Origin of the sequence: Brakhagea slesvicensis (genome assembly GCF_052161625.1) — a bacterium.
Taxonomy (GTDB): Bacteria; Planctomycetota; Planctomycetia; order Pirellulales; family Pirellulaceae; genus JBKCUI01.
This window is the reverse complement of record NZ_CP197412.1, coordinates 3,135,030-3,159,829: the sequence shown is the minus strand read 5'-3', so window position 1 is coordinate 3,159,829 and position 24,800 is coordinate 3,135,030. Positions and strand designations below refer to the sequence as shown.

General features: G+C 55.7%; 23 protein-coding genes. 11 read left to right on the top strand and 12 right to left on the bottom strand.

Annotated features, from left to right (window positions below):
• Positions 1–32: 32 nt before the first annotated feature.
• On the bottom strand, positions 33–1,379 hold the full coding sequence (locus SH467x_RS11890; protein WP_482367339.1) for a 3-keto-disaccharide hydrolase: 1,347 nt from the start codon (positions 1,377–1,379) through the stop codon (positions 33–35).
• On the bottom strand, positions 1,379–2,722 hold the full coding sequence (locus SH467x_RS11885; protein ID WP_482367338.1) for a radical SAM protein: 1,344 nt from the start codon (positions 2,720–2,722) through the stop codon (positions 1,379–1,381). The genes SH467x_RS11890 and SH467x_RS11885 overlap by 1 nt, the downstream gene beginning before the upstream one ends.
• Positions 2,723–2,958: 236 nt before the next feature.
• Here SH467x_RS11885 and SH467x_RS11880 point away from each other — a divergent pair, with 236 nt between their 5' ends.
• Both SH467x_RS11880 and SH467x_RS11875 read left to right on the top strand, forming a co-directional pair.
• Entirely contained in the window at positions 2,959–4,569 is a 1,611-nt protein-coding gene (locus SH467x_RS11880; protein WP_482367337.1) for a S10 family peptidase, read from the top strand.
• 52 nt (positions 4,570–4,621) lie between these two features.
• The gene (locus SH467x_RS11875; RefSeq protein ID WP_482367336.1) at positions 4,622–6,607 is read left to right on the top strand and encodes a serine hydrolase; all 1,986 of its coding nucleotides are present in this window, start codon (positions 4,622–4,624) and stop codon (positions 6,605–6,607) included.
• Here the strand turns inward: SH467x_RS11875 and xseB are convergent.
• Positions 6,604–6,897 (bottom strand): exodeoxyribonuclease VII small subunit, encoded by a 294-nt coding sequence (gene xseB, locus SH467x_RS11870; RefSeq protein ID WP_482367335.1) that lies wholly within the window; start codon positions 6,895–6,897, stop codon positions 6,604–6,606. The genes SH467x_RS11875 and xseB overlap by 4 nt on opposite strands.
• A 166-nt stretch (positions 6,898–7,063) precedes the next feature.
• On the opposite strand from xseB, the gene SH467x_RS11865 reads away from it, so the two are divergent.
• Positions 7,064–8,479 carry a hypothetical protein gene (locus SH467x_RS11865; RefSeq protein WP_482367334.1) on the top strand — a complete coding sequence of 472 codons (1,416 nt, stop codon included), beginning with the start codon at positions 7,064–7,066 and terminating at the stop codon, positions 8,477–8,479.
• Between the two features lie 28 nt (positions 8,480–8,507).
• On the opposite strand, the gene SH467x_RS11860 is transcribed toward SH467x_RS11865, so the two are convergent.
• From SH467x_RS11860 to SH467x_RS11850, 3 genes are all read right to left on the bottom strand, one after another.
• Positions 8,508–10,448 carry a tetratricopeptide repeat protein gene (locus tag SH467x_RS11860; protein WP_482367333.1) on the bottom strand — a complete coding sequence of 647 codons (1,941 nt, stop codon included), beginning with the start codon at positions 10,446–10,448 and terminating at the stop codon, positions 8,508–8,510.
• A gap of 33 nt (positions 10,449–10,481) precedes the next feature.
• Entirely contained in the window at positions 10,482–11,582 is a 1,101-nt protein-coding gene (locus SH467x_RS11855) for a DUF1559 family PulG-like putative transporter (RefSeq protein WP_482367332.1), read from the bottom strand.
• Between the two features lie 325 nt (positions 11,583–11,907).
• Complete coding sequence (locus SH467x_RS11850) at positions 11,908–12,330, bottom strand: secondary thiamine-phosphate synthase enzyme YjbQ (RefSeq protein WP_482371366.1); 423 nt, start codon at positions 12,328–12,330, stop codon at positions 11,908–11,910.
• A 126-nt stretch (positions 12,331–12,456) separates the two neighbouring features.
• Here SH467x_RS11850 and mdh point away from each other — a divergent pair, with 126 nt between their 5' ends.
• From mdh to SH467x_RS11830, 4 genes are all read left to right on the top strand, one after another.
• On the top strand, positions 12,457–13,407 hold the full coding sequence (gene mdh, locus SH467x_RS11845; RefSeq protein ID WP_482367331.1) for a malate dehydrogenase: 951 nt from the start codon (positions 12,457–12,459) through the stop codon (positions 13,405–13,407).
• Between the two features lie 160 nt (positions 13,408–13,567).
• Entirely contained in the window at positions 13,568–14,380 is an 813-nt protein-coding gene (locus tag SH467x_RS11840) for an alpha/beta hydrolase (RefSeq protein WP_482367330.1), read from the top strand.
• A complete protein-coding gene (locus SH467x_RS11835; RefSeq protein WP_482367329.1) occupies positions 14,380–15,183 on the top strand; it encodes an ABC transporter ATP-binding protein in 804 nt (267 codons plus the stop codon). The genes SH467x_RS11840 and SH467x_RS11835 overlap by 1 nt, the downstream gene beginning before the upstream one ends.
• A gap of 237 nt (positions 15,184–15,420) precedes the next feature.
• The gene (locus SH467x_RS11830) at positions 15,421–16,449 is read left to right on the top strand and encodes a WecB/TagA/CpsF family glycosyltransferase (protein WP_482367328.1); all 1,029 of its coding nucleotides are present in this window, start codon (positions 15,421–15,423) and stop codon (positions 16,447–16,449) included.
• 14 nt (positions 16,450–16,463) lie between these two features.
• Here the strand turns inward: SH467x_RS11830 and tadA are convergent, their stop codons facing one another.
• Genes tadA through greA form a run of 3 tightly spaced genes read right to left on the bottom strand, consistent with a single transcriptional unit; the run spans position 16,464 to position 18,104 of the window.
• A complete protein-coding gene (gene tadA, locus SH467x_RS11825) occupies positions 16,464–16,907 on the bottom strand; it encodes a tRNA adenosine(34) deaminase TadA (protein WP_482367327.1) in 444 nt (147 codons plus the stop codon).
• A gap of 37 nt (positions 16,908–16,944) precedes the next feature.
• Positions 16,945–17,619 carry a hypothetical protein gene (locus SH467x_RS11820; RefSeq protein WP_482367326.1) on the bottom strand — a complete coding sequence of 225 codons (675 nt, stop codon included), beginning with the start codon at positions 17,617–17,619 and terminating at the stop codon, positions 16,945–16,947.
• Positions 17,620–17,627: 8 nt separating this feature from the next.
• Entirely contained in the window at positions 17,628–18,104 is a 477-nt protein-coding gene (gene greA / locus SH467x_RS11815) for a transcription elongation factor GreA (RefSeq protein WP_482367325.1), read from the bottom strand.
• A gap of 286 nt (positions 18,105–18,390) precedes the next feature.
• Between greA and SH467x_RS11810 the strand changes: the two genes are divergently transcribed.
• The 4 genes from SH467x_RS11810 to SH467x_RS11795 are packed head-to-tail and all read left to right on the top strand — an operon-like array spanning position 18,391 to position 22,088.
• Positions 18,391–18,813 carry an ExbD/TolR family protein gene (locus tag SH467x_RS11810; RefSeq protein WP_482367324.1) on the top strand — a complete coding sequence of 141 codons (423 nt, stop codon included), beginning with the start codon at positions 18,391–18,393 and terminating at the stop codon, positions 18,811–18,813.
• Entirely contained in the window at positions 18,810–21,245 is a 2,436-nt protein-coding gene (locus SH467x_RS11805) for a prenyltransferase/squalene oxidase repeat-containing protein (RefSeq protein WP_482367323.1), read from the top strand. Before SH467x_RS11810 ends, SH467x_RS11805 begins: the two co-directional genes overlap by 4 nt.
• 4 nt (positions 21,246–21,249) lie before the next feature.
• Positions 21,250–21,579, top strand: coding sequence for a DUF971 domain-containing protein (locus SH467x_RS11800; protein ID WP_482367322.1), 330 nt, complete (start codon positions 21,250–21,252; stop codon positions 21,577–21,579).
• Between the two features lie 26 nt (positions 21,580–21,605).
• Positions 21,606–22,088, top strand: a complete 483-nt coding sequence (locus tag SH467x_RS11795; RefSeq protein WP_482367321.1) for an ATP-dependent zinc protease family protein — start codon at positions 21,606–21,608, stop codon at positions 22,086–22,088.
• A gap of 35 nt (positions 22,089–22,123) precedes the next feature.
• On the opposite strand, the gene SH467x_RS11790 is transcribed toward SH467x_RS11795, so the two are convergent.
• The 3 genes from SH467x_RS11790 to dgt form a co-directional block, all read right to left on the bottom strand.
• Entirely contained in the window at positions 22,124–22,465 is a 342-nt protein-coding gene (locus tag SH467x_RS11790; RefSeq protein WP_482367320.1) for an ATP-dependent Clp protease adaptor ClpS, read from the bottom strand.
• A 237-nt stretch (positions 22,466–22,702) separates the two neighbouring features.
• Positions 22,703–23,431 carry an SOS response-associated peptidase gene (locus SH467x_RS11785; RefSeq protein WP_482367319.1) on the bottom strand — a complete coding sequence of 243 codons (729 nt, stop codon included), beginning with the start codon at positions 23,429–23,431 and terminating at the stop codon, positions 22,703–22,705.
• A gap of 20 nt (positions 23,432–23,451) precedes the next feature.
• Positions 23,452–24,606 carry a dGTP triphosphohydrolase gene (dgt, locus tag SH467x_RS11780; protein WP_482367318.1) on the bottom strand — a complete coding sequence of 385 codons (1,155 nt, stop codon included), beginning with the start codon at positions 24,604–24,606 and terminating at the stop codon, positions 23,452–23,454.
• Positions 24,607–24,800: the final 194 nt, after the last annotated feature.

Genomic DNA, 24,800 nt, shown 5'->3' with positions numbered 1-24,800 from the left:
CCCACTTCGGTGCAACGCTGTGTCAAGAAAGACTACTTCAAGGGGAGGATTTCTACGTTCTTGAACTGAACTTCATCCGAGTGCCCCGCAAAACCAACGTGACCACTTGTGCGGTCTTTGCCGGGATGGGGGGTGTTGGCCATGAACTCGGAGACTTGGCTCAAATCGCTGTCTAAGATCGTCGTGCCATTCAGCTCGACCGTCACCTTGGAACCTGAAACGCGAACGGTTTGGTGGTTCCATTGCCCGGTCGGTCGCAAGTAACCGCGTTTCGCCGCGACCATCCCGTACGCACTCCCGTGGGCTTGGCGAGGGTCAATCGACTTGTAGTTGGCGTGGCCATCGTCGAGCACTTGCAACTCGCACATACCGATGTACGCGCCATCCGCATTGTTCTTATACTTCTCAGCCCGCTCTTCCTTGGTCGGATATCGCATGGCCAAACCGTTGTTGCCGGCCGGTGGCAATTTGAAATCGACTCGGAAGACATAATCGCTATAGACCTTCGAGGTGTGGAGCACGCCACCTTTGCCCTTCAAGCATTGGATCGCACCATCGACCACGGTGTAATTGTCGGTCGCACCTGCCCAACCGGCGAGATCTTTGCCGTTGAACAAGCTCTCGAACTTGGCATTCTCCATCGCAGCCACTTCGTCCTGAGCCAAAAGCTTGTTCGCCGTTTCCGCGTCGTGCGTTGCGAGCTTCAGATTGCGGAAGCGAATCTCCGCTCCGTGGGTTTGAAGCTGAATCGGCCCCGATTTGGGCAAAGGCTCTCCCTTGGCAAAGTAGTTGTGGAGCCGGGCATGCTGGACAACTGTCTGATCGTTCAACCACACCGTGCACCGTTCACCGATGAGACGGATCTTCATCTTGTTCCATTGGCCAGCAGGCTTGTCTGCCCGAACCACGGGATCTTTCCCCGGCCATCCCGCAGGGTTGTTCCACAATCCGCCGCTCCCTTTTTCAGCACCATGCACCTTGCTGGCTTCCGAGGTCGGATCCCAGATCTGAACTTGAGGAATCCCCCTCAAATAGATCCCGGAATCGCAGTTGGCGACGATCTTGTACTCGAATTCGAAATCGAAGTCCGCGTAGTCGTCGTTGGTCGTGAGATAAGCCCCTTTCCCGTCATTGACGATCTCGTCCCCTTCGATCTTCCAGTGGGTATCGATCTCCGCGTTCCACTTGAGCTTCTCCGCATCGGACTTGGCCACGTAAGCCTTCGGATCGATGGTCGTTCGGCCATGCCAATTGCTGAAGTCCTTTCCGTTGAAGAGCTGAACATCCTCAGCCCAAGCCATAGAAGGGGAAAACATCGCAGCGCCGACGATCAGCGCACCCATCTTTAGGGCCATTCGATTTCTAAATCGTCTCATCATCACTCGTGGGTAGGGGTTGGGGAGGGGTGAGAAAGGGAATAAACGGTCGGCGTACTGGACGACAAACTCGTTTCGCTCGAACAACTCGAGCCGGAGGCGGGGTCGCATCCGCACGAATCGGGATCGACCCAATCGGACGGACGGAAGTTTTTGGAGTACACTCCATAATCATGAAAGGCGAACCATTTTGCCAGTCGATAAGCCCAGGATCGTTCAGGAATTTCCATTCCCGGAACGTATTGGCTCCGCCTCGGTGTGATTTTAGCAATTTCCTCAAGCGCTGTTTGCCTTTGTGTGGTGTCTTTTGCGCCATGTTTTTTCACCAGCGACAAAAGCAAATCGGGGCGTTCCAAAACCACACAACCTCGCGTGTTCTGAGCCACTGTCTCCCGGAAATCCCTCAAAAACTCGCTCTTTTGAAATACCTCTCGCAGGGGCCTCTCATCATGGATCGACTCGGTCGCTAACTGAATGATAGGGCATGGCTCGATCGAGCCGCTCGGTCCGATGTGGTGCGTAAACCCTGTCACCGCCGGGCAAAGAGCTCGCCCCTCCCCATCGTGATAAGCATCGATGACGATGATCGGCTTGCGAACACGGGTCGATACCACAAACTCCCGAACTCGACGAAGACCTTCTGTGTCGAGCGCTAATTCGGGAGAGCTTTCAGGCCCCACCACACGATAGACGTGAAACCAACAGTACATCACGCCCATTTCAATCAATCGATCAACCCATCGATCGTTTAATAAATCATCGATGTTGGTCTTGCAAACACTGGTGCACACACCTGTCATGACTTTGTTGTTCAAGCAATTCTGGAGGCCCTCCATCGTCTTGCTATAGACGCCGGCCCTGCCTCGGCGCTGATCGCTGACAATCTCCGAACCCTCTACAGAAATCAATGGCGTGACATTCCCCAATTGCCGAAGCCGCTTGGCCACCTCATCCGTAATGAAATGACCATTCGTGAAGACTTGGAAATACGCGTCGGGATGGGCCGCGAAAATATCAAGCAGTTCTTTGTGGAGAAAAGGCTCCCCCCCAAGGATCCCGAAGAACGCATTCCCCATGGCCTTGGCTTCGTTCAAAGTCCGATTCATGGCATCCAATTCGATCTTCGTCTGCTTGCCAGCAACGTCGACCCAACAACCCTGGCAACGAAGATTGCACGTGTTGATGATGGATAGATACAGGAAAGGGGGAAAAAACTCGCCCCGTTTCAATCGCCGCTTGTGCTTCACCACACTCCACAAACCTCGCCATCCAGCAAGATACGCAAGCTTCCAAAGGAGTCGCTTGTCCGTTTCAAGCAGCATTCTCTTGGCAAGTCGAAGATACATGGGTCAGCCAAAGCAAGGGAAATCGAACAGGGCACGCAGCCAAAAAGCCGCGACCAGCCCCGATAGTTTAACAGGAATCCCTCCCGCTGAAAAACAAGTTTGCTCGCCCAGACCGCTTCTCGACCGGTGACATCGGACTACCATGTTGGGGTGGGACCATTCCCGCCATCTCCTCTCGCTTGACTTCGGCCCCCCCGCCGATCCTCCGTGTTCTGCTTTCTTGAATAGGTTTCTCCATGGCTCGCTTCGGCACGCATTTATCCCGCTGGGGACTCTTCGCGCTCCTGCTTCCCCTCACCACCCTCCTCGCACTTCCCCAAGCAACGGCTCAAGTAGCCGTTCAAGAAAAAGAAACGAAAGAGGAATCGCGATCCACTTCGGACTCCTCCGACTCCACCGACTCCTCCGAGAAATCTAAGGAAAAGAAGGACTCCACCGAGAAGACGATCGTCACCGATGGGCAAGTCGAGATCGATGGCAAAATGGTTCCTTATCAGGCGATCACCGGCAAACTTGTCCTGAAAGAAGACGGCAAAAAGAACAAGGCGGAAATGTTCTTTATCGCCTACACTCGCACCGATATCCCCCACAAGGAGAAACGACCCGTCACCTTCTGCTTCAACGGAGGACCCGGGAGCAGCAGCGTGTGGCTTCACCTAGGAATGCTCGGGCCCAAACGAATCGACTTCCCCGATGACGCGACCCCGATTCGTCCTCCGTATGGACTGGTACCGAACACGTACAGCCTTCTCGATACGACGGACTTGGTATTCATCGATCCGGTAAGCACCGGCTACTCGCGTCCCGCCGAAGGTGAATCCAAAGAGCAATTCCATGGTTACGAAGAAGATCTGCGAAGCGTCGGTCAATTCATCTACGACTGGACCTCGAAATACGAGCGCTGGCTCAGTCCCAAATACCTGCTGGGCGAAAGCTACGGAGGTATTCGAGCTGCGGGGTTGGCCGGCTATCTGCAAGACCGCTACTACATGGAGCTCAACGGTATCGTGATCGTGTCGGGGGTGATCAATTTCCAGACGCTCCGATTTGGCGGCAGCAACGATCTCCCCTACATCGCTTTTCTACCGACCTATGCGGCTACCGCTTGGTACCACAAACGCCTCGCACCGGAATTGCAATCGCAACCGATCGCAGACGTCGTCGCGCAAGCCGAGAAGTTCGCATCAGGCCCCTACGCGACCGCACTCCTAAATGGCACCAAATTAAGCGAGGAAGAAATCGATTCGATCGCCCAACAAACATCTCGATTGACAGGGCTTTCACCAAAGTTCATCCAGCGATCCAATCTTCGAATCGACATGGACCGATTTGCAAAGGAACTGCTTCGCGAGGATGGACGAACCATCGGGAGATTCGATAGTCGGTACAAAGGGATCGATCGCGATAACGCAGGGGAATCCTACGAGTACGATGCGAGCGGTGCCGCAATCTTCGGTCCGTTCACCGCGACCTTTAACGACTACGTTCGCACGGAATTACGCTACACCGAAGACCGCGTCTACGAAATCTTGACCGGGAACGTCCAACCCTGGAGCTATCGCCGTTTTGAAGGCCGATACGTGGATGGGACCGACACGCTTCGGAAGGCCATGACCTCCAACCCTTATTTGAAACTCTTCTTGGCCTGCGGCTACACAGACCTCGCAACGCCCCATTTCGCCATGATGAACACCGTCGATCACTTGATGCTCGACAAATCCCTTCGCCCCAATATCTCAGCCAAGTTCTACGAAGGAGGACACATGATGTATATTTACGAACCCTCTCTGCAAAAACTTCGTCGCGATCTACTCGAGTTCTATCAAGGCAATCAGCCTGTCAAGTAGTGCTCTTTGTATTGGAACTTTACTCGCAAGGGTTGAAAGGATGCTGTGCTCGATGCTTCATCTTCGAATGAAATGGATGGCTGTTTGTATCGCGATCGCTTGGGTGCATCCTGGCGCAACGAGCTACGCTCAGCTCGCATCGAAACTTGACCCGCTCATTCGCGATCACCAAGGAGAGGTTGCCGTCGCGATCAAAAATCTCGATACCGGCGAACTCTACCAACACAACGAAGCGATGGTCATGCCCACGGCGAGCTTGATCAAGTTTCCGGTGCTGGTGGAACTCTATCGCCAAGTCGATGCAGGAAAATTGCGATTGGATAGCTTGGTCACCTTGCGGGATTCCGATAAGGTCCCCGGTTCCGGCATCCTGACCGATCATTTTCAATCGGGCTCTCAAATCCCGCTCGAATCGATCGCTCGCCTTATGATCCGCTATTCCGACAACACAGCGACCAACTTGGTCCTCGATCAGATCGGCATGGAGAGCACATCGAAGACCATGCAAAGCTTGGGGTTCCCCGAAACCCAGCTTCATTCCAAAGTCTTTCGTCGCGACACTTCCGTTGCACCGGAGCGAAGCCAGAAATACGGTCTCGGCAGCACAACCGCCGCCGAAATGCTTGGACTGCTAGAGCTGCTTCATGCAAAAAAACTGATCTCCGAAAAAGCGTCTGAACAAATGCTCGCCCATCTCGCCAGCTGCGAGGATGGTTCGAAACTGGTTCGCAATTTGCCGAAGGCCGTGAAGGCTTTTCACAAGACCGGCTCGGTCAACGACGTTCGGACCGATGCAGGATTGTTTCGAACACCCCATGGCACACTCGCCATGGTTGTTCTGACTTCTAAGAACCAAGACGCGAGCTGGGGAGATACGAATGCGGCCGAATTGCTCTGCGCAAAAATTGCTTCCACTTCTGTGGAATGGTTCAATCCACCCGGGAGCTCACCCGCCGTCCAACCCGAGATCGTCAAAATCGGTGCAAACGGTGATTTGGTCAAAGCTCTCCAGCGCGCGTTGAACGAGAAACTCAACCCGTCCCCAGACCTGACCGTCGATGGCGATTTCGGAGGCATGACAGAATCCGCTGTCAAACGCTTTCAAAACGCGAATAAACTCTCCGAGACAGGTCTGGTCGATGCCAACACATGGGAGAAACTAGGACCGATTCGAATCGCTGCTTCGGAACCTGAACCGGTTCGTCCAATACCGGAGAAGCGGTCGGCAGACGCGCTCGATGGCCCTCCCTTTGTATCGTGCAAAGCGTGGGTCGCAGTCGATGCAAAAACAGGAAGAGTCCTCGACGGGAGCCAACATGATACCCCACTGGATTTCGCGAGTACGACGAAGATGATGACCGCTTGGCTCATCGCGAAGGAAGCGGAGAAGAATCCCGCGATCCTCGAGGAGATCCTCACCTACTCGGAGCGTGCCGATGGAACGATCGGCTCTACCTCCGACGTACGAGCCGGGGAATCCTTGAAGGTTCGCGAAGCATTGTACGGCTTGATGCTTCCTTCAGGAAACGATGCTTCGGTTGCGTTTGCGGAGCACTTTGGTGAACGTCTCAAGCCAGCAGGCTGGGACGCATCTCGCGATCCACTCGAGATGTTCGTGGCTGCGATGAACCAAGAGGCACAAGCCTTGGGGATGAAGAAGACCACGTTCAAGAATCCTCACGGCTTGACCCACCCAGATCACAAGAGCACGTGCGCGGAGTTGGCAATTCTCGCCAGCAAAGTGATTGCGTCGGATGTACTCAGCGGAGTCATCTCATGCCGTGAATACCGCTGTACCGTATCGAGCGCCGTCGGCTACCGCCGCGAAGTCCTGTGGAGGAATACCAATCAACTTCTCGACTACGAGGGATATCTCGGGGTCAAGACGGGGACGACCGACGCTGCGGGGGCATGCCTGGTTTCGTGCAGCGAGCGAGATGGCGAACGGACGCTCGTCGTCGTGTTGGGAGCATCGGGATCGGCGGCTCGCTACTCCGATTCACGGAACCTGCATCGTTGGGCCTGGAAGAACCGCTAGGATGGCTTGCGCCGTTTGGATTTTGGCTCTTCGGTCTCTTCTGGTTCTTCCCAAGCTTCGGTGACCGCCGTGCCACTCCGAGTCACGCTCTTGAGTTGCTCGATCTTCTTTTTCGCGGAATGGAGTTTCGATTGGCAATGGGCGATCAGCGTCGCCGCTTTGGCATATTCCGAGAGAGATTGCTCCAGGCCTAGCGAGTTTCCCTCAAGCTTCCGGACTGACTGCTCTAGGGAGGCAATCGCGTCTTCAAAGCTCATTTCGGAGAAGTCTTGTGCACTGGATGGGCTCATAGATAAATCAGTTCCAAACTTGCGGTCGGAATAATCGGTATAGCTTGACAAGGATTTTCGGTCCCACGTCGCCAACTTGCAATGATTTGGCTTGCAAGGCTCAGAATTAACCTATCGTTCCTATAGGAAAATTCTAGACCCGCTGGATTCCTTTTGAATTGATAACATGTCAAGCAGTCGGCGTAGATCCCAAAAGCTTCAAAGAAAACTCAAACCGGTTATGCCGGTTCGTGGCGAAGCTGTGCGGACCGTGACCAGCTACGAAAATGCGGTCATCGATTCGCCAGCACCTGACTCGCCTATCCCAGACCCGATCGCTCCAGATAGCCTCGAACCTGTCGAACCGACGGTCCTCCAGTTGGAGCAGTCCGTGGAACGAATCCAGGCCTTGGCAGACGCCATCGAAATCCACGCGGTCGAAGTCCATGTCGACGACGCCGGGGAGGTGGATCAGGTTGACGAGGTCGATCAGGACGAGGTCGATCAGGTTGACGAGACCGGAGAGATTATCTCCGATCTTCTCATTCACCGCATTGATGAAAAACTGGCGGAAATCGTTCGCAAAGCAGGCGAACTGGAACGCGAACGCATCGACATCGAGCGTATGCAAAAGCAGTTGCAACATGCGATCGATACCGCGGAAGCCAAGCTAGCGCAATCGCCTGCTCTCCATCGCGAGGTGGAATTCGATTCCATGGATCAATTGATCCAATCGCTGAAGCTCGAAAACGCTCGATTGAACAACCTGCTCGCAAACGCCCGGACCGAGTACCAAGCGCTGCTCGACTTTATCGAGAAAGACGACATCGAGGAACTCACCAATTCCATTCGCAACGAGGCGATGGAACGGGAACGCGAGCTTCGCTTAGAAGTAGACCGATTGCAGGAGCAAGTAGCCCTGTTGCAAAACGAAATCGGCCCCAGCATCGGGAGCGAGAATGAAAACGAACTTCAGCAACAATTGGCAGAGGTACGAAGCCAATTGATCGAAGCGCGTCATGAAAGCGTTGAACTACGACTTCAGTGCAACGATTTGAGCACTCGTCTGGCCCAATTCCAATCACCGAAAAGTCTTTCGACCGAGGCATGGAGCTGGGAAGAACGAAAACAGGCTTGGTTGCGACAGCTGGAAGAAGAGTCGAACGAAGGCGCGGCGGATTCAAAGAAGACTCTGGAAATCCAAGAAATCGTCGACCGTACCACCCACGAAGTCGAACGACGGGACCGGGAAATCGCTGACTTGAAGAGCTTGCTCGAACAGCAAGCGGTCGCCTCGAACGGGATGGCCGTCGGAGCGGCCGCTGTGGCCCAGATTATCGAAGCGGACGAGTTGATCGTCGAAGAACGTCAACGGCTCAAACAACTGCAGGAAGAGTGGGAACAAAAACAGCGGCAAGGCGAAATCGAAATGTCGCTAGAACGCGCGAAACTGGCGCGTGAACGACTGGAATTGCAGGAGAAACTGCGAAGCCTCGAAGCCATGCAACCGATGCAAAGCACTCCGGAAAACGGCGAAGAACCCATTCCGAATCGTCGTCCGCGAGGCAACTGGCTCTCTCGCTTAGGTCTTCGCGACGAATAAACGAGTCCCTCAGCGCAACAGGCCCAATCTATTGAGGTGGCTTCGCACTTTCGGCAGTTGGTTCGGTCGGTGAATTCGATGACTCGATCGCGGGCTTATCGGAGCCCGAGGGAGAATTCGGTGAGCTAGCCGGTGGATTAGCCGGCGGGATCTTCGGCGCAGCGTTTTGTTTCAATGCATCCGCGTTGGCCGCTTGTGATTTCGCCATCTGTTCCTGAACTGCCTTGAGGCGGTTCTCCACTTGCACGCGAAGCTCCCTTTGCTTTTGCGCATCCTCGGCACGGTTCTCTTTTTCATAGATCGCGATCAGTTTATCGCGAGTCTGCAATCGTTCCGGCCCCCGCTCCAGAGCCTTGTTGTAAGCTTCGATTGCCGCCGCTGCGTTTCCAGATGCGATCGCGACATCACCTTGGGTATCGAGAAACTCCGCGACATCCGGCGAAAGAGCGATCGCGCGATCGATCGTCTCCTTCGCTTTGTCCAAGCGAGGGGGATCGATCTTGGTGTACAGCATCGCGAGATTATTCAAGGCGATCGTCATAGTCGGAAGGTCGGCCAGGACCAATTCGTAATCGTTGATCGCTGCGGCATAGTCCCCTCGCCCGAAAGCGGATTCCGCGAGAAGCATGCGGACCGTCGTCGAAGCCCCCTGACGCGCGATCAGTTTGATGAGCTCTTCCCGGTTGGCCTGCGTCGAGGTAATTCCCAATTGACTGAGGAGCGAAAGCTCCGATTGGATGGCGATATTGGTTGGGTCGGCTGCGATGGCCGCATTGAGCGTATCCATGGAGGCCTGACCTCGGCCCTGCGCACTCGACATACTCATCCGGAATTTGATCCGATAGGTATCGGAGAGTGTCCGGCGCAAGTCGGGGTGATTCGGTGCAATCGAAAGCCCTTTCTGGAGCACGGGGACCGTCTCGTCCACGCGATTCGTAATCTGATAAGCCCGCGCGATCGTCAAGTAAGCAGCAATGCGTTCTTCCTCACTGATTCGCGGATCCGTTGTCTTCGGTCCGAGCTTCGCGATGAGAACGTCAGCCGTCACGATGGCTTGATTCCCAAGCCCCCTTCGGGCGTAGAGGAGAATCGGTTCCAACTGCAATTTGGGTTCCTGATCACTCGCTCGAGCAAGAACCCGCGCCGCACCGTCGATATCGCTCTCTTGTTCCAAAAGCTTCGCATAGAGAACGTAAAGCAGTGGATCGTATTGAATGCGAGGATTCTCCAGCGAACTCTTCAGATGGTGCTTGATCACCACCGGATTGATCGCCTCCCCTTGTACCGATCGGCGATACATGTCTTCGGCCAGCCAAGCGTGGGCGAGATCCAGCCCCATTGCATCGGCCGGTGCCAAACTCTCCATCATCGATCGGGCGACCGCAATCTTTCCCTGACGCAGATTGTGAACGGCGACGAAGTAACGCGCTTCTTGATTGTCGTCCCCTAACTGCAGGATCCGTTTGAAAAGTAGGTCGACCCGGGCCTCTTCCTGCGGAGTTCGCTCTTTTTGCAACAGATCCGAGTTCTCCGTGGGCGTGCCATCCAACTGGAGCCCGACTGCCTCACTGGCCTGCTCGCGGTACCAAGCCTTGAGAGACTCCTTCGATCGCAATCTGCCCGCCAAGACGAATCCGCCTAGCGTCATGAGGAGAAGGAGAGGTGGGATGATCGCGAGAATGGCTTTCCAGTTTCGCGTGGCATACCAAGCTCCAAGGAAGTCCCACAGCTCGCTGATCAGTTCCGTCGGCCCCAAGGACGACAAATAGCGAAGGGTCCGAAATCGAACGGGCCCGCTCGCAGGTAGAATTTCGGACTCAGGCGTAGGTTCTGGACGGGTGTGGCGGTCGTTCACGATTGGGATCCTTGGCGATGCAATCCCTCCATTGTCGGCACCAGGACTTGAATTGCAAACCGATTGCCCCAGAAAGACATAGAGCCCAGCAGAATACTGGGCTCTCTCCATCATCAATGGGTCTCATTGCAACGTCTGTAACGGCTGTTACTCGTTCACGCTCGCAACCATCCCATCGCTGCGGACGCACAGAAAGTACAGGACTCGCAAGTCGATGTTGGCGCTCAAGTACTGGGTCGATCCATCTCCCAAGCAGGCGTGGGCACCCCCGGTGTGAAACGCATAGATTTCTCCTTGGTTGGTGCAATTCAGCGCACAGCGCGGTGCGGTCAAGTTGCTCGCATTGAGGTTCGAGGCGCGGCGGAATCCCGTCGTGGTGTCGGTCCAAAGATAGGCGCCGTCGACTGCAATATCGTTGCCCGAGTGAGCCCAAGGTCCATTCATGTAGGCGGTCGTGCCTCCTGCATATTCCTCAAGCTGTCGACCGACTTCCCAACGCGCGGGACGAGCTGCGGCCTCTGCGATCATGATTGTGTTGCTCAGTCCATCCGAAACCGAACCGAAACGCGAAAAACGATTGGCAGCCAATATCCCCAAGACTCCATCGGCTCCTGGGAAAGCGGGATTGCTTCCCGTCACGTTGTTCCAAACGGTCGCGTTATTGGAAGCTCGGGTGACCGCCATGTAGTCGGCCGTCGCGGGGCGCCAATCCACGCTACCGGCAAATGTCGTTCGATCTCCGGACCCAAGGCGCGTTGTATCAACAAATCGGTCGGATCGGGGATTGGATGGACAGGCGTAGACAGGAATCACACTCGATGCAGCCGGTCGGTTGACGGGATCAAACCAGTCAAGGCGGACGTCATAACCCGTTCCCTGGTTCAGCACGTTCTGCTGCTCCAAGTAAGGGAGGATGGAACCCATGAAACAGCCCTTGGCATAGTGGGCCCCACTCAATCCGGTGGTGCCAGCCTTGATGAATTGACTGAGCTCAGTAACCGGGGAAGCAAAGGTTTGGGTATTGCTGTATTGAACGCTCGATGGCGGGAGTTTGCGATTGGCAGACTCGAAATTGTGAATCGCCAGTCCCAGCTGGCGAATATTGTTGGAGCAAGCCATTCGGCGGGCTGCCTCTCGGGCTGCTTGCACGGCGGGGAGCAACAATCCCACCAAAATACCGATGATCGCAATGACAACCAACAATTCCACCAGCGTAAAACCGCGGCGTGGTCGACGAACGAAAGACATAACTACTCCGATATGAAAATCGAAAATCAGAAAGAAGACAGCGGCCGCCGTGCCAAGAAAGGAACTGCCCTCTGGAGAAGAAGAGGGAAGAACGCTTTAGAGTAGCGGTCGGCGAAAAGTCTTCAACGGACTTTCACGGAAGATTCACTCTTCTAACCACCCGCCAATGTGTTTTTGTGCAAGACCGGGCATGCGGAGGTGGGAAACGCCTCCTTCATCCGCCCTCCAAGCGAACTATGCAACCGTAAATCGCCAGCTGAACGTACTATTTGGAGATCCCAAAATTTTTCGCGAAAGCGACCGGTTTTGGACCGCAGCTCGAGGCTCACTCGATTCCCATCAACGTTAAGACGAGCGACCTCGGGGTTGCCTGATTGCGATGCTCGCAGAGGTAGATTCCCTGCCAAGTTCCCAAGGCGAGCCGGCCAGCGGAGACGGGGATCTGCAAACTGCAGCCGATCAAGGTCGACTTCACGTGTGCAGGCATGTCATCCGGCCCTTCGATCGTGTGAATGTAGTTCAGGGATTCGGGGGCGACATGATCCAAGGCCAGCTCCATGTCGACTCGGACATCCGGATCCGCGTTTTCATTGATGCTCAAACTGGCCGACGTGTGCTGCAGGAAACAATGCAGCGTCCCGACCTGGATTTTCCTCAACTCTGGCAAAGACTCCAGGATTTTTTCCGTGATGAGATGGCAGCCTCGTCGGACCGCAGGAAACTGGATTCGGGTCTGATAGAACTGCATGGGGAAGCGGCTGGCCGATCGCTCGGGATATTCAATGCCTCTTGACGGTCGCTCTCGCCGCGACATACTTCGTCGATCGAAATCGACCTCCATTGTCATTGACAACTCACTACAGGGCAATATCTCATGCGACGCGCGAAAATTACGATCATTGGGGCTGGTAATGTGGGTGCAACCTGTGCTCATTGGTGCGCGGCCAACGAACTGGGGGATGTTGTTCTGCTCGATGTTCCCCAAACCGAGAATATGCCCAAAGGGAAGGCGTTGGACCTCTTCCAAGCCTCCCCGATCATGGGATTCGACAGCCGATTGGTCGGAACCACTGACTATGCGGATACAGCGAACAGCGATGTCGTCGTAATCACCGCGGGTATCGCGCGAAAGCCTGGCATGAGCCGTGACGATTTGCTCAGCACCAATGCAAAGATCGTCACGAATGTGGCTGAGCAAGTCAAAGCGACCAGTCCGAACGCAGTCGTTATCGTCGTCAGCAATCCTCTCGATGCGATGGTCCAACGCGCTTACCAAGTTCTCGGGTTCCCCTCGCACCGCGTCATTGGACAAGCAGGCGTGCTCGACACCGCTCGCTTCCGCGCCTTCCTCGCCATGGAACTCAACGTGAGCGTCGAAGACATCTCGGCCATGCTCATGGGTGGACATGGCGACACGATGGTTCCGATCGCGAGCTGCACCAGCGTGGGCGGTATCCCCGTTACCCAACTCATCACCCCCGAACGGCTCGAACAAATCGTGCAGCGAACGCGCGATGGCGGCGCCGAAATCGTTTCCCTCCTCAAAACGGGATCGGCCTACTATGCACCCGCCGCAGCTACCGCCCAAATGGTGGAAGCCGTGGTGCGTGACAAAAAGCGATTGGTTCCCTGCGCAGCTCTCTGCAACGCCGAATACGGCGTCGGCGGTTACTACGTGGGAGTCCCTGTCGTGATCGGCAGCGGCGGAGTCGAAAAGATCGTTGAACTTCAACTCACCGATTCCGAAAAAGCCGCGTTTCAAAAGAGCGTCGACGCGGTCAAGTCTCTCGTCGCGACCATGGGTCAATTGCTCGCCTCGGCGTAGCTTCTTCTCTGTAAATGCAAGCATTCGGTCGGACATTGCGCCGACCGAATTTCTTCCTGCATACGCCATTGACGGCACGGGATTTCCTCCTCTAAAACCTTCACCATCCCAGCCGCGACCCCACGCGACTCCACGAATAGGCATTCACAGGAACCTTTCGATGAATCGACTCCCTACTCTGCTGGCTCCGTCTGTTTCCTACTCCGACCGAAAGCCAGCCGTAGGATTGCCGATCGACGATTTCGATTCCTCTCTGCCGATCGATGTTCCCCACCAAATCTTCTTGCCCCAAAGCTTCACATCCACCTACGACTACCCTTTGGTCGTGTGGCTTCATAGTGATGACAGTAGTGAGATGGAATTGACTCCGGTGATGGAGTCTTTGAGCGATCAGAACTACATCGGTGTCGCTCCCCGAGCAAATATTCGGAGCCATGCCAAGCGTCGCGTTTTTCGCTGGGGCGATACCCGCGCCGACTACGCGTACGCCGAAGACGTTGTTTGGGAATGCATTGCAGCTTCCCTGGAAACCTTACCTGTCCATCCAGGCCGGATCTTTCTCGTCGGGTTCGGCCGCGGCGGAACGCTCGCACAATGGATCGGATTGCAGTACGCCGAACGGATCGCAGGTGTCGTGTCGTTGAGCGGCCCCGCCCCAGCCTTGGGCGGCTCGCTCTCCAACTGGAAAGATGCGAGAGACCTCCCTCTCTTGTTCGCACAACGCCAGGGATCCAACCTCTGCTCGGAACAATCTCTGAACAATGCGATGCGCCTGGCTCACCGCGCCGCATTGAACTACACCTTCTGGCAGCTTCAAAGTGAACTCGATTCCTTTGACGAACCGGACGAACTGTCAACCGCAATGTTGCTCGCGGCGAATCGTTTCATGATGAGTATCGTCACCGGCTCTCCTTGCAACCTGGAACCAGAACCCTCCCGCGATCAATGGGTCGGGCCATTCGGAATCAACTGATGCCCGAGCCTCTTGCTGAGCTCTCGGATGTGGCCGTCGAACGAAATGGTGTTCGGTTGCTTGGGATTCCCTCTCTTCGTATCGACGCGGGAGAGCATTGTGTTGTTTTTGGCCCCAACGGCTCCGGCAAATCAACACTCCTGAAACTGCTGATGCGATTCTATTACCCTTCGGTCCTGGAGCAATCGACGGGGACGGTCAAACTCTTCGGACAAGAAGATTGGAATGTTTGGGAGCTCCGAAAGAAACTGGGGTTTGTCTCATCGGAAATCGATTTCCATTTCACCGCAGGCCGCAGCGGCAGACTGACCCCTCTCCAAGCTGTGCTCACAGGATTCGATTCCTCCGAACTGGAGACGACCGACCAGCAGAACACTCCCGAGCGGATCGAAGCAGCCCACCACTGGCTCCGCTTTTTCGAATTGGACCCTGCCAGCCCCAAACACGTTGGTTGGCTGTCCACGGGAGAACGGAGACGGGTGATGCTCGCGCGAGCCATGGTGCTGAACCCGCAAGCTCTCCTGCTCGATGAGCCTACCGCGGGACTCGATTTGCTTTCCCGAAGTCGTTTGCTCACTCGTTTGTCCGCTATGGCCGAACAAGGAATTCAACTCCTGTTGGTCACCCACCATCTCGAGGAAGTTATTCCACAGCTTGAACGCGTCGTCATGCTAAAAGGTGGCGCTATCTTTTCCGATTCACCGAAACGTGAGTCCTTTCAAAGCGAGCATCTTTCAAAACTATTTGATGCACCTGTGCTAGCGGAAGAGCACGCGATGGGCTGGCATGCGAGATTGGGCTGATTCCAACACCCCAACTTCTGTTCAATCGCCGGCGTGATTCGCCTGGCAAGCTCCCTAGACCTCCCAAATGGTTTATCCGGTGCAATCGATAAACCCGCGCGGACTGCGAAGCGAGGCACGCCAAGTCGATTTGCGTCCAGCGATGGCGTGACCTACGGTTCAGCGCCAGCTTCGTCGACCAGCAAGACATTCGTTCGAAGGTGGTTTGAGCCCCACTCTTCCTGCGAGGATGCAACCATGTCGAATCAGTCCAACGAATCGATCCCCTACTCCCAAACAACCTCGATCTATCTTCCACGCGCGCCCAAGAAGCCACCGACCTCCGGCAAGGTCGAACTGGCGATCGCTCCGTTCCGATCCACCGAACCTTCGATCGATGACAATACGATCGAGAAGACGTTGGAGTCGCGTTTGCTGGAAATCGAAAGCTCGCGATACGCGCTCCTTCAGACAGAATCGCAGCGCCCAGCGTCCCTTCCACGCCCATTGCCTCCTCTCCCCGAAGCAACGGTTTGGGGAGTTCGATTCCATGCGATCACGATGGAAGAGACCTTGGACCGCATTGAGTCCATCGTCGCTGCACGGAAACCGAGCGTTGCGATCACCGCGAACTTGAATTACGCCATGCTTTGCGACCAACATCCGAGACTGCGCGCTTTCACCGAGCGAGCGGCTTTGGTCCTGTGCGATGGAAAACCGGTGCAATGGAGAAGCCGTTTGGAACAAGTCCAACTTCCCGAACGGGTCACCGGAGCCGACTTGATCTACCGAATTGCAGAACGAAGCGCCAAGACCAAGCTTCGCATCTTTCTCTATGGTGCTGCCGAAGGAATCGCGGAAAAGGCCGCGCGCGTTCTCGTGGAAAAGTACCCTGGTTGCTGCATCGCCGGAGTCCTCTGCCCTCCCTTCCGAAATCTGAGCGAGGATGAAAAGCAAAGTCAGCTTCAAAGCATTCGCGATTGCAAGCCGGATGTGCTCCTCGTCGCGCTCGGACAGCCCAAAGGGGAATTCTGGATCGAAGACAACTTGGAGGCTTTGAATGTGCCGCTAGCAATCCAAGTGGGCGCATCGTTTGATTTCGTAGCCGGGAAAGCCAAACGGGCACCGCGACTACTCCAAACCATCGGAGCAGAATGGCTCTATCGAACGTTTACCGATCCTAAGCGACTCGCCCCTCGCTACGCGCAGAACGCTTGGTTCTTAGGTAAATCGCTTCACCGCGATTTGGTCCGTTGGTTTGATACAGCGTTCGGAACCAAGGCGTAGGTCCCGAAGAATAACTACTTCTTTCCAAGCCTCCGTTTGGCTTCGAAGAACTCGGTCAACAATCGACCGCACTCCTCGGCCAAGATACCGCCATAAACGTCGCAGCGGTGGTTGAGCCGGCTGTCGGTGAGCAAGTGATACAGCGAATCGACGGCCCCTGCCTTCGGATCGAATGCCCCGTAAAAGACACGAGGAATTCGAGATTGAAGAATCGCGCCCGCGCACATCGGACATGGCTCAAGCGTCACATAGAGCTCGCACTCCTCCAGGCGCCAAGACTTCAATTGCGCAGCCGCTTGGGTGATGGCGATCATCTCAGCATGGGCAGTAGGATCTGCAAGCTGTTCACGCTGATTGTAGGCTGCGGCAATGATCGAATGCCGATGCACGATAATGGCGCCGACCGGCACTTCGTCTTCGAGGGAAGCCTGCTGTGCCAATTCGATAGCCCGTCGCATGAAATGCTCCGCACCAAAAGGAAGCGGCTCAGGCGGATCACTTCTCTGCAAGTCCACTTTCAAGCACCTCGAGGAAGACTTGAGAAACGCTCTTCGTGAACTCTTCCTTTGGGATTTGGAATCGATCGCACATCGTAGAAACTCGGCTCATGAACTCGCGAAGGCCTGTTTCATCGATGTCGTCCCTCGGTTTGAGCCGCCCCGAGGGATGCTCCTTCACGCAAACGTTTTGAGTCCCAAATTCCATGTCCTGCATATTCAATCGACCCGTGCTCGCGCAGTGGAGCCAGCGATCGCAGGTGAGTGCAAACTCGGCCTTTTCTTCCGCCGAGAGCTCGGAACGTTGAGCGATCAAATTCAATTGCTCGACCGCCCCCCATTGGAGAATGGTGCTCTCGGTGAGACGGATCCCCAATCGCGTGAGCTGTCGTGACGTGAGCTCTTCTCGCTCCATCTGGCCGGCGACTTCGTCCAATTTGGAAACGATCGTCTGCCGGTCCCCTTGGCTCAGCAACGATTGCTCCACCCAAGGAATCAATTGCTCGCGAACGGAGCGAGCCGCCGCCTTCCCCTGATTCCCCATCAACATGATCGACATGTAGACGAAGAAAATACTTACTCCGACCAAAAGGAAAATCCCCAGGACCAGGCAGGCTGGTCCCAGCGATACGTCTTTGGTCGCCTCTTCCGAAGGCATGGATGCTTTGGCCATAAGTCGGCTTATTCCTCAAATGCAATGGAGAGGACTTCGTACTTCAAAGTCCCCCTCGGAGCTTGAATCTCAACAGTCTCACCGACCTTCTTACCCATCAGCGCAACGCCAAAAGGACTGCTCGAGAGGATCTTCCCGTTCTCGTAGTCCTCGTCCCCCGCACCCACGAGCGTGTAGAGCTCTTCATCGCCCCAGGGGTCCTTTAATTTCACCGTCGCCCCAAAAGCAACTTGATCCTTCGGCAGAGCACTGGTGTCGACAATGTGCGCACGGCTCAGCTTGGATTTGAGAGCGTTGATCTTCGCCTGCAACATCCCTTGGTTCTCGCGCTGCGCGTGATATTCCGCGTTTTCTTTGAGATCCCCCTCGGCGCGGGCATCGGCGATCTTCTCCGCAATCAGCGGCATCTCGACCGTTTCTAGCCTCTCAATCTCTGCCTTGATCCGGTTGTATCCATCCCGAGTCATCGACACGAATTCAGTCATCTCTCTCTTCTCCTTCAACGCAAAAAAAGATGCGACTTAACTCCCTGTCGGGAAAAAAGTCGCATCAGATCGGTTGCTTATTGTAATCGTTTGGCGCTGGCGCAGCCGCAAGCATCATTCTCGACACACACAAAAAGTCAAGCCCTGACGAGGTTTCCATCCCCCGGAGGAAGGATGGCTAACGATTTTTCGGGATGAATAAACGGGTATTCCGATATACTTGGGAGCGATTGGGGGAGCGCGTCGCACCTGAGGTCATCCAAATCCACTTTTTACAACCAGTCCTATGCCGATCTCGATTCGCAAAGGGAAAGCCTTGGAGTCGCTCAACCTGACTCCTCTGATCGATGTCGTGTTCCTCCTGCTGATCTTCTTTCTCGTCGCGACTCGATTCGCCCAAGAAGATCGTGAACTGCCCGTTCAATTGCCCTCTGCAGCCAATGCCCTACCGATGACCATGGAACCAAACGAATTGGTCGTTCATGTGGATCATCAAGGCCTTTACACCGTCAGCGGACAAAACGTCGACCTGAAGGAGCTGGAAACCGTTTTGCGACAATCGGTCGCGGACAACCCGATCGGACAAGTGGTGATCATCCGCTCGGACAAAACCGCAGAGGTGCAAACAGTGGTTTACGTCATGGACTTGTGCACCAAACTCAATGTCCCGAAATACAAAATTGCCACGGAGCCAGAACCGGAACCATGAGCTCCCGATCCGCCAACAACCCAACCAGCCTCCTCCTGCTCGACACGGCTTACTTCTTGCTCGGCGGACTGGTGCTCTACTTGGTTTTGACGCTCCTGCCGTTCGATGATCCCAATCCCCTTCGCAATGCCTGGACGTATATTCTCGGGGTCCCGACCGCATTGATCGCGCTCTCCATGCTGACGCATGTTCTCTCCAATGAGATCGTCGAACGATCCCTGCAAATCGGACTCTTGGCTAGTGTCGCTCTCCACCTCGCCCTTCTACTTACCGCGCGCCATTGGATCCTCTTTTCCGGCTGGGATTCACTCGATGCAATGGCCCAACAAACAAACGTTCGCACCCAAGAACGACGTACACCGGTCACGTACGAACCCACCTCAAAGTCCGAACCTGCTGACAGACCTGACTACCTCAAACCGATCCCATTAGAACCGCCACCTCTCGAACCAATCCCCGCCGAAAGGAAACAAACGGTCGAGCACGCCGATGTCCAACTTGCTGTCCCGCAAGAGTCTCCGGAAAGCCGTATTGCAGAAAGGACCTTCTCTATCGAAAGGAAACGAGAAAGCGCGGCGGAACCCACCATCGCTTCGCAAGCTCGCGATTGGGAACGCCCCGAATCTATCCCGCAATCCAATCTCAACACCGATACGATCGCAGTCCCGGAACTCCGCCCTATCGAGCCTTTGACGGAGCAAACCGTTGCACCGAAGAGTATTGAAACATCGCCAGCCCAACTCCCTTCAGCAACGCCCCTCACTCCACCTCGCGATCCCGCGCCGATCGAGAACATCCGCTCCTCGATCGCCAAGCCGGCCCGGTTATCACCCCGGAACACGCGTTCGGTAGAACGTGATATCTCAGAGAGTATGGCACGCTTGGAAACGACCGAGGCGATCCAGCCCAGCCCCGCTAGAACGGGGACTGTAGGCTCCACCCCATCGGCATCCCCGTTGGTATCCCCGTTGGGTTCATCGGTTCCCGTACCGAACGTTTCCTCCCCCTCGAGCCAGCCTAGCGCCCCGATCGACACGGCGGGCCCTCGGGATACCAGCCTTCGTGCTCCCCGCGCGAGCCGAACCGGCGCCAAGACCGCTATGACACCGGCCGAGGGACTTCCCCAGGGCGCGCTCCCACAACCTGCACCTAGCTCGGATCTCGCGAGGAGGAGCCAACCTCCTTTAGCGGGGTTGCAAGCTCCGGCTCTTCCATTGTCAGAATTGCCATCGCTCGCGCCGGCCGGAGATTCGTCCCTCCCATGGAAACGCCCAGACCCGGGCGGGCCTCGCATCGCCGCTTCCAGCGTCCCCGTTCCGACTCCTGCTTTTTCACAACGGATCCAACGCATACGCGAACGAGAAACCCAAGCCTCTCAAAGCCTCGGCCCCCTAGCTCCTCAAACCGAACTCGCCATCGAACGAGGGCTTCAGTTTCTAGCACAACACCAAAGACCCGATGGCTCCTGGCATTTAGAGGACTTTGACCAACCCGTTCGAATGCGAAGCACCACGGCCGCCACCGCACTCGCCCTCCTCGCCTTTCAAGGCGCCGGTTACACACATCGACAATTCAAATACGAACGGGTTTGCAAAGGAGCCATCGACTCGCTCCTCGCCGGACAACAAACCAATGGGGACCTGTACCGCCGCGAGGACGAAGTCTCCGACGCAAACGCTTGGCTCTATAGCCACGCCATGGCAAGCCTCGCGCTGTGCGAGGCCTACGGGATGACCCAGGACGAATCGATCCGCTCGGGTGCGCAAGCCGCCATCGACTTTCTCGTCGATAGCCAAGACCCCGAGGGAGGAGGATGGCGATACCTCCCAAAAGTGGGCTCCGATACGAGCGTGACCGGTTGGGTGATGATGGCGTTCCAAAGCGCAGACCTGGCAGGTCTCTCCGTACCCAAAGAAGCCTATCAAGGAATCGAACGATGGCTGGAGAATTCCCAAATGCGGGATGCTCCCTATTTGTATCGTTACAACTGGCAAGCCAACACGCCAAGCACTGAACATGGACGCATCCCAACCCCGGTCATGACCAGCGTCGGTCTCCTCATGCGTCTCTACACAGGATGGAAACGCGACCATCCTAATATGCGTCGCGGTACCGATTGGCTTTTGCGATTTCTCCCCGCCGAAGGAACTCCCGCCAATCCATCTCGCGATACGTACTACTGGTACTACGCCACCCAAGTCATGTTCCATGCCGGTGGGGAAAAATGGAAGGCGTGGTATGGAGACCTCTACCCCATGTTGATTCGAACGCAGGTGCAAGACGGAGATTGGTCAGGCTCGTGGGACCCGCTAGGACCGATCCCCGACGCTTGGGGGGAATACGGTGGAAGACTCTACGTGACCACCTTAAACCTTCTATCCCTCGAGGTATACTACCGCCACCTTCCTCTGTATGACGCGACGGCTGAGTAACCTGATGATGCACCGACCTAAATCGTTGAAACTGTCCCCCCGACGAAGCTTGGAAATCGAGTGGGACGACGGCGCCATTCTCGACTACCCCTTTCGCCATCTCCGAGACGCTTGCCCCTGTGCAACGTGCAAGGAAAAGAAACGAGCCAGCGAAGGGAAACCAACCAATCCACTAGCGATCCTCGCCCCCAGCGAAACGACCCCGCTCGCCGTTGCAGAGGTGAGGCCTGTCGGAAATTACGCCTATAACATTGGTTTTTCCGATGGTCACTCCTCCGGGCTATTTACAATAGAGTATCTCCGGCAAATCGGTAAACCGATGCCTCCCCCTTGACCCAATATCGGAACGCTATCGCCTCGATGCCACCGTTCAATCTAACGCAAACCCACGCAGGAGCGTTCGCGGACGCGGCGGACGATTTGCTGGTCATGGGTTGGCGAGAATCGGTTTCCCTCCCTGAGTTCGGCATCGACAAAATGAGCGCCAAACTGGACTCCGGCGCCGTTCTTTCCAGCCTCCACGCAACCCGAATCGAACGCTATCGAAAAAAAGGGGAAACGTGGATCCGCTTTCTAACTTGGAGCGATGTTCTCGGAGATCAATCCTCCTATCGCTGCGAAGCTCGCTGGCTCTCGGACCGAACGATCCGCTCGTCTAGCGGATGCGTCGAACAGCGCCCATCGATCGAAACCATTCTCTACATCGGCGGCTTCCAGTGGCCGATCGAAGTGACGCTATGCGATCGATCGTCGCTGGAATGCAAACTCCTGTTGGGTCGATCGGCACTCGCCGAGCGCTGTTTGATCGATTGCTCTCGCCAACATCTCTACAGCAGACCCTAACCTGCCGTCTCGATGCCTGCACGGCCTCGCGCGACCTACACGGCGGTCGGCTCGATCGATGCGGACATGCTGCCGTTGGGGGACGAACTGTGCGGATCGCTCCCGTATGCCTGAATCTGATCTCTCTTCAACTCAGCCACTTCTTTGCTCGTGGTGTAGCAAACAGCACGCCCTTTCGTATCGACCTCTTCGGCAATCTTCAACGCTTCGATCGCCGAATGATGGAACAGGCGTTGCATCATTTCGATGACGTAGTCGTACGTGTGGATGGGATCGTCCCACAAAATCACGTTGTAACGCGGCGGCCTCTTGGGGGCAGGCTTTTTCGCAATGGGGCGAACGATAGGTTCAGCGACGGCAGAATCCGATGCAGCCATGGGAATCTCAACAACGAATCTAGATGAAGGTTACATGCTCCCCGGTCCGAAAGTCGTCAGAATCCGAGCGACCGAGCGAGGTGCCCCTATTTTAAGGGATGCCTAGGGTGTTCTGGCAAGCAGAATTCATTCGAAAAGAAGAATCGCCAAGGAACGATTTCGCAGAGGATCAGCTACGACCCGCAAAACCAGGAAAGTTTCGTTAGCTTGCTCACTCCCCCAAAAAAGAACACTCCCCTAGGACTCGAAAAGCCCGTCGTCAGGCAGAATAAGCCCAGGCAAATCGACCTGCGCTCGGTTTACCTGGCGGCTCACGCGACGGCATTGCAGGGAACCGGACGCCGCCGGAGCTAGCTCCTCCTGCAGATCGGATTCGCTCCGCACATTGCCCCGATCCGCAAGCCACGCCAACACCTCTTCCCCTGTCCACTGCATGGCCGGCATCCGGTCATGCACCCCCCGGGTATCGTCGTTTGCAGGAACCGTAATGACCGTCGCGCTCGAAACATCCTGCCCCGGATGGATGCGGTGATTGGTCGTCCACAATCCAGCCATCCCAAATGGCCTCTCCCCTGGAGCATGGATCCAATAAGGAGTCTTCTGCTTCCCCTCCGTCGATTGCCACTCGTAATATCCATCCGCCAAGACGGTGCATCGATTGGTTTGGACTAAGTTCTTGAACGAACTCTTTTCCAACAACGTCTCGCTGCGCGCGTTGAACATGCTGTAAGCGCTTTGAAGAGTATCAGCCCAAGCGGGTACCAAACCCCATCGCATCGGTTCGATGCAAAGAATTCCGTTCCCTTGCTCTCGGAGAACAAAAATAGACTGCGTCGGGGCGATGTTGTAGCGGGGTGCCCAGCCCGTGACGCGCGACGTGTCGATCAGCTTGCGAAACGATTCCGATGGAAACAAGCTTTCTAACCAATCGGCTACGGGGGTCTTGAGTGTAAATCGCCCACACACGGTTGGTCACTCCTAGGAGCCTAGCTCCAGTCGGCCCCACGGGGTCGCCCCATTTCGACCAGATGCAAATACTGATCATCGCAGAATCGGTCGGTCATCCCTGCGATGTAGGTTGCAATCGTTCGCTCCAATCCCCAAGGTGTCACCCAAGCCTGGAATCGAACTGGCAACCGGTCAGGATGCGACTTGATCAATCGAAACAACTGGTGAATGCGCGTCGCAGCCCGCTGCCGTATCTCGGTGAGCTTGGGATGCCGATACACGTGATCGAAAAGAAACTCCTCCAACTCCTCCTTGTCCGATTCGAACTCGGACGACATCGAGAGGCGAATCCCTAGATCCTGCACCCCCGTCGTATCCAGATTCCGAACGTCTTGAAGTGTTTCCAAGGAATTCGTGAGGAAGTCTCGCATCTGGACATCGAGCAACGCATGCACCAACATTTGCCGTTTCCACTCTGGAGCTGCGTCCTCGATCGGCGCGATCTGCTTGGCTCTCTGCACCAGACCAAGTCCCGACAATTGCTCCCAGCTCAACAACCCTAACTTGATCGCGTCGTCGACATCGTGCGCGTCATACGCCATGCTATCCGCCGCATCTACGACCTGCATTTCCAACATGGGAGCTCGCCCCGAATCCTTGTCGGAACGAAACTCTTGCCCTGCTAACACTTCACGCGTCAGATTCAAACCCGAGTACTGGGTATAACGCTGTTCCACTTTGGTCACCAACTCCAAAGCGAATCGATTGTGGGAGAACCCTCCAACTGCATGCGTGCATTCATCCAACGCGTCCTCACCGCAATGACCGAAGGGGGGATGGCCGATGTCATGGAGCAACGCTAACGCCTCGATGAGATCTTCATTGAGCTGCAGAGTGCGTCCTATCGTTCGCGCCAACGAAGAGACTTCGTTGGTATGCGTGAGACGTGTGCGATGGTAATCTCCCATGTCCCCCGTGAAGACTTGCATCTTGCCACTCAACCGACGGAAAGCCGCGCTGTGCAACACTCGATCGCGGTCTCTCTGAAACGGACCGCGATAAGGGTGAACCTCCTCTGGAAACTCGCGACCAGCACTCTGCACACTAAACATTGCATAAGGAGCCAACAGCAAACGCTCGCGCTGCTGCCAACTCATCGTGGTCAAAGATGCAGATAATGTGATTGGGTTCATGTAGGAGTTTCCCGGAGGGCCTGAGCCCCCCGCAAACCGCACAAATGCGAAAATGCTCTCGCCGAAAAGTTTGCCCGGACAAGGGCCCCGGCGAGTTGCGATGGATCCGACTCGATCCACCGTCGCTGGACTCAACCCCTATTTCACCAAATGGACCTGTCTAGCGAAAGTCCAGTCGTCACGTTCGTCTCGCG

Bases quoted from the DNA above. Each gene is read 5' to 3' on its own strand.
- SH467x_RS11865 (WP_482367334.1), top strand. From the start codon at position 7,064: ATGTCAAGCAGTCGGCGTAGATCCCAAAAGCTTCAAAGAAAACTCAAA.
- SH467x_RS11885 (WP_482367338.1), bottom strand. From the start codon at position 2,722: ATGTATCTTCGACTTGCCAAGAGAATGCTGCTTGAAACGGACAAGCGA.
- SH467x_RS11860 (WP_482367333.1), bottom strand. From the start codon at position 10,448: ATGATGGAGAGAGCCCAGTATTCTGCTGGGCTCTATGTCTTTCTGGGG.
- tadA (WP_482367327.1), bottom strand. From the start codon at position 16,907: ATGCGACGGGCTATCGAATTGGCACAGCAGGCTTCCCTCGAAGACGAA.
- mdh (WP_482367331.1), top strand. From the start codon at position 12,457: ATGCGACGCGCGAAAATTACGATCATTGGGGCTGGTAATGTGGGTGCA.
- SH467x_RS11830 (WP_482367328.1), top strand. From the start codon at position 15,421: ATGTCGAATCAGTCCAACGAATCGATCCCCTACTCCCAAACAACCTCG.
- SH467x_RS11820 (WP_482367326.1), bottom strand. From the start codon at position 17,619: ATGGCCAAAGCATCCATGCCTTCGGAAGAGGCGACCAAAGACGTATCG.
- SH467x_RS11835 (WP_482367329.1), top strand. From the start codon at position 14,380: ATGCCCGAGCCTCTTGCTGAGCTCTCGGATGTGGCCGTCGAACGAAAT.
- SH467x_RS11840 (WP_482367330.1), top strand. From the start codon at position 13,568: ATGAATCGACTCCCTACTCTGCTGGCTCCGTCTGTTTCCTACTCCGAC.
- SH467x_RS11810 (WP_482367324.1), top strand. From the start codon at position 18,391: ATGCCGATCTCGATTCGCAAAGGGAAAGCCTTGGAGTCGCTCAACCTG.
- SH467x_RS11790 (WP_482367320.1), bottom strand. From the start codon at position 22,465: ATGGCTGCATCGGATTCTGCCGTCGCTGAACCTATCGTTCGCCCCATT.
- SH467x_RS11850 (WP_482371366.1), bottom strand. From the start codon at position 12,330: ATGCAGTTCTATCAGACCCGAATCCAGTTTCCTGCGGTCCGACGAGGC.
- SH467x_RS11890 (WP_482367339.1), bottom strand. From the start codon at position 1,379: ATGATGAGACGATTTAGAAATCGAATGGCCCTAAAGATGGGTGCGCTG.
- SH467x_RS11800 (WP_482367322.1), top strand. From the start codon at position 21,250: ATGATGCACCGACCTAAATCGTTGAAACTGTCCCCCCGACGAAGCTTG.
- dgt (WP_482367318.1), bottom strand. From the start codon at position 24,606: ATGAACCCAATCACATTATCTGCATCTTTGACCACGATGAGTTGGCAG.
- xseB (WP_482367335.1), bottom strand. From the start codon at position 6,897: ATGAGCCCATCCAGTGCACAAGACTTCTCCGAAATGAGCTTTGAAGAC.
- SH467x_RS11805 (WP_482367323.1), top strand. From the start codon at position 18,810: ATGAGCTCCCGATCCGCCAACAACCCAACCAGCCTCCTCCTGCTCGAC.
- SH467x_RS11855 (WP_482367332.1), bottom strand. From the start codon at position 11,582: ATGTCTTTCGTTCGTCGACCACGCCGCGGTTTTACGCTGGTGGAATTG.
- SH467x_RS11795 (WP_482367321.1), top strand. From the start codon at position 21,606: ATGCCACCGTTCAATCTAACGCAAACCCACGCAGGAGCGTTCGCGGAC.
- greA (WP_482367325.1), bottom strand. From the start codon at position 18,104: ATGACTGAATTCGTGTCGATGACTCGGGATGGATACAACCGGATCAAG.
- SH467x_RS11880 (WP_482367337.1), top strand. From the start codon at position 2,959: ATGGCTCGCTTCGGCACGCATTTATCCCGCTGGGGACTCTTCGCGCTC.
- SH467x_RS11875 (WP_482367336.1), top strand. From the start codon at position 4,622: ATGCTTCATCTTCGAATGAAATGGATGGCTGTTTGTATCGCGATCGCT.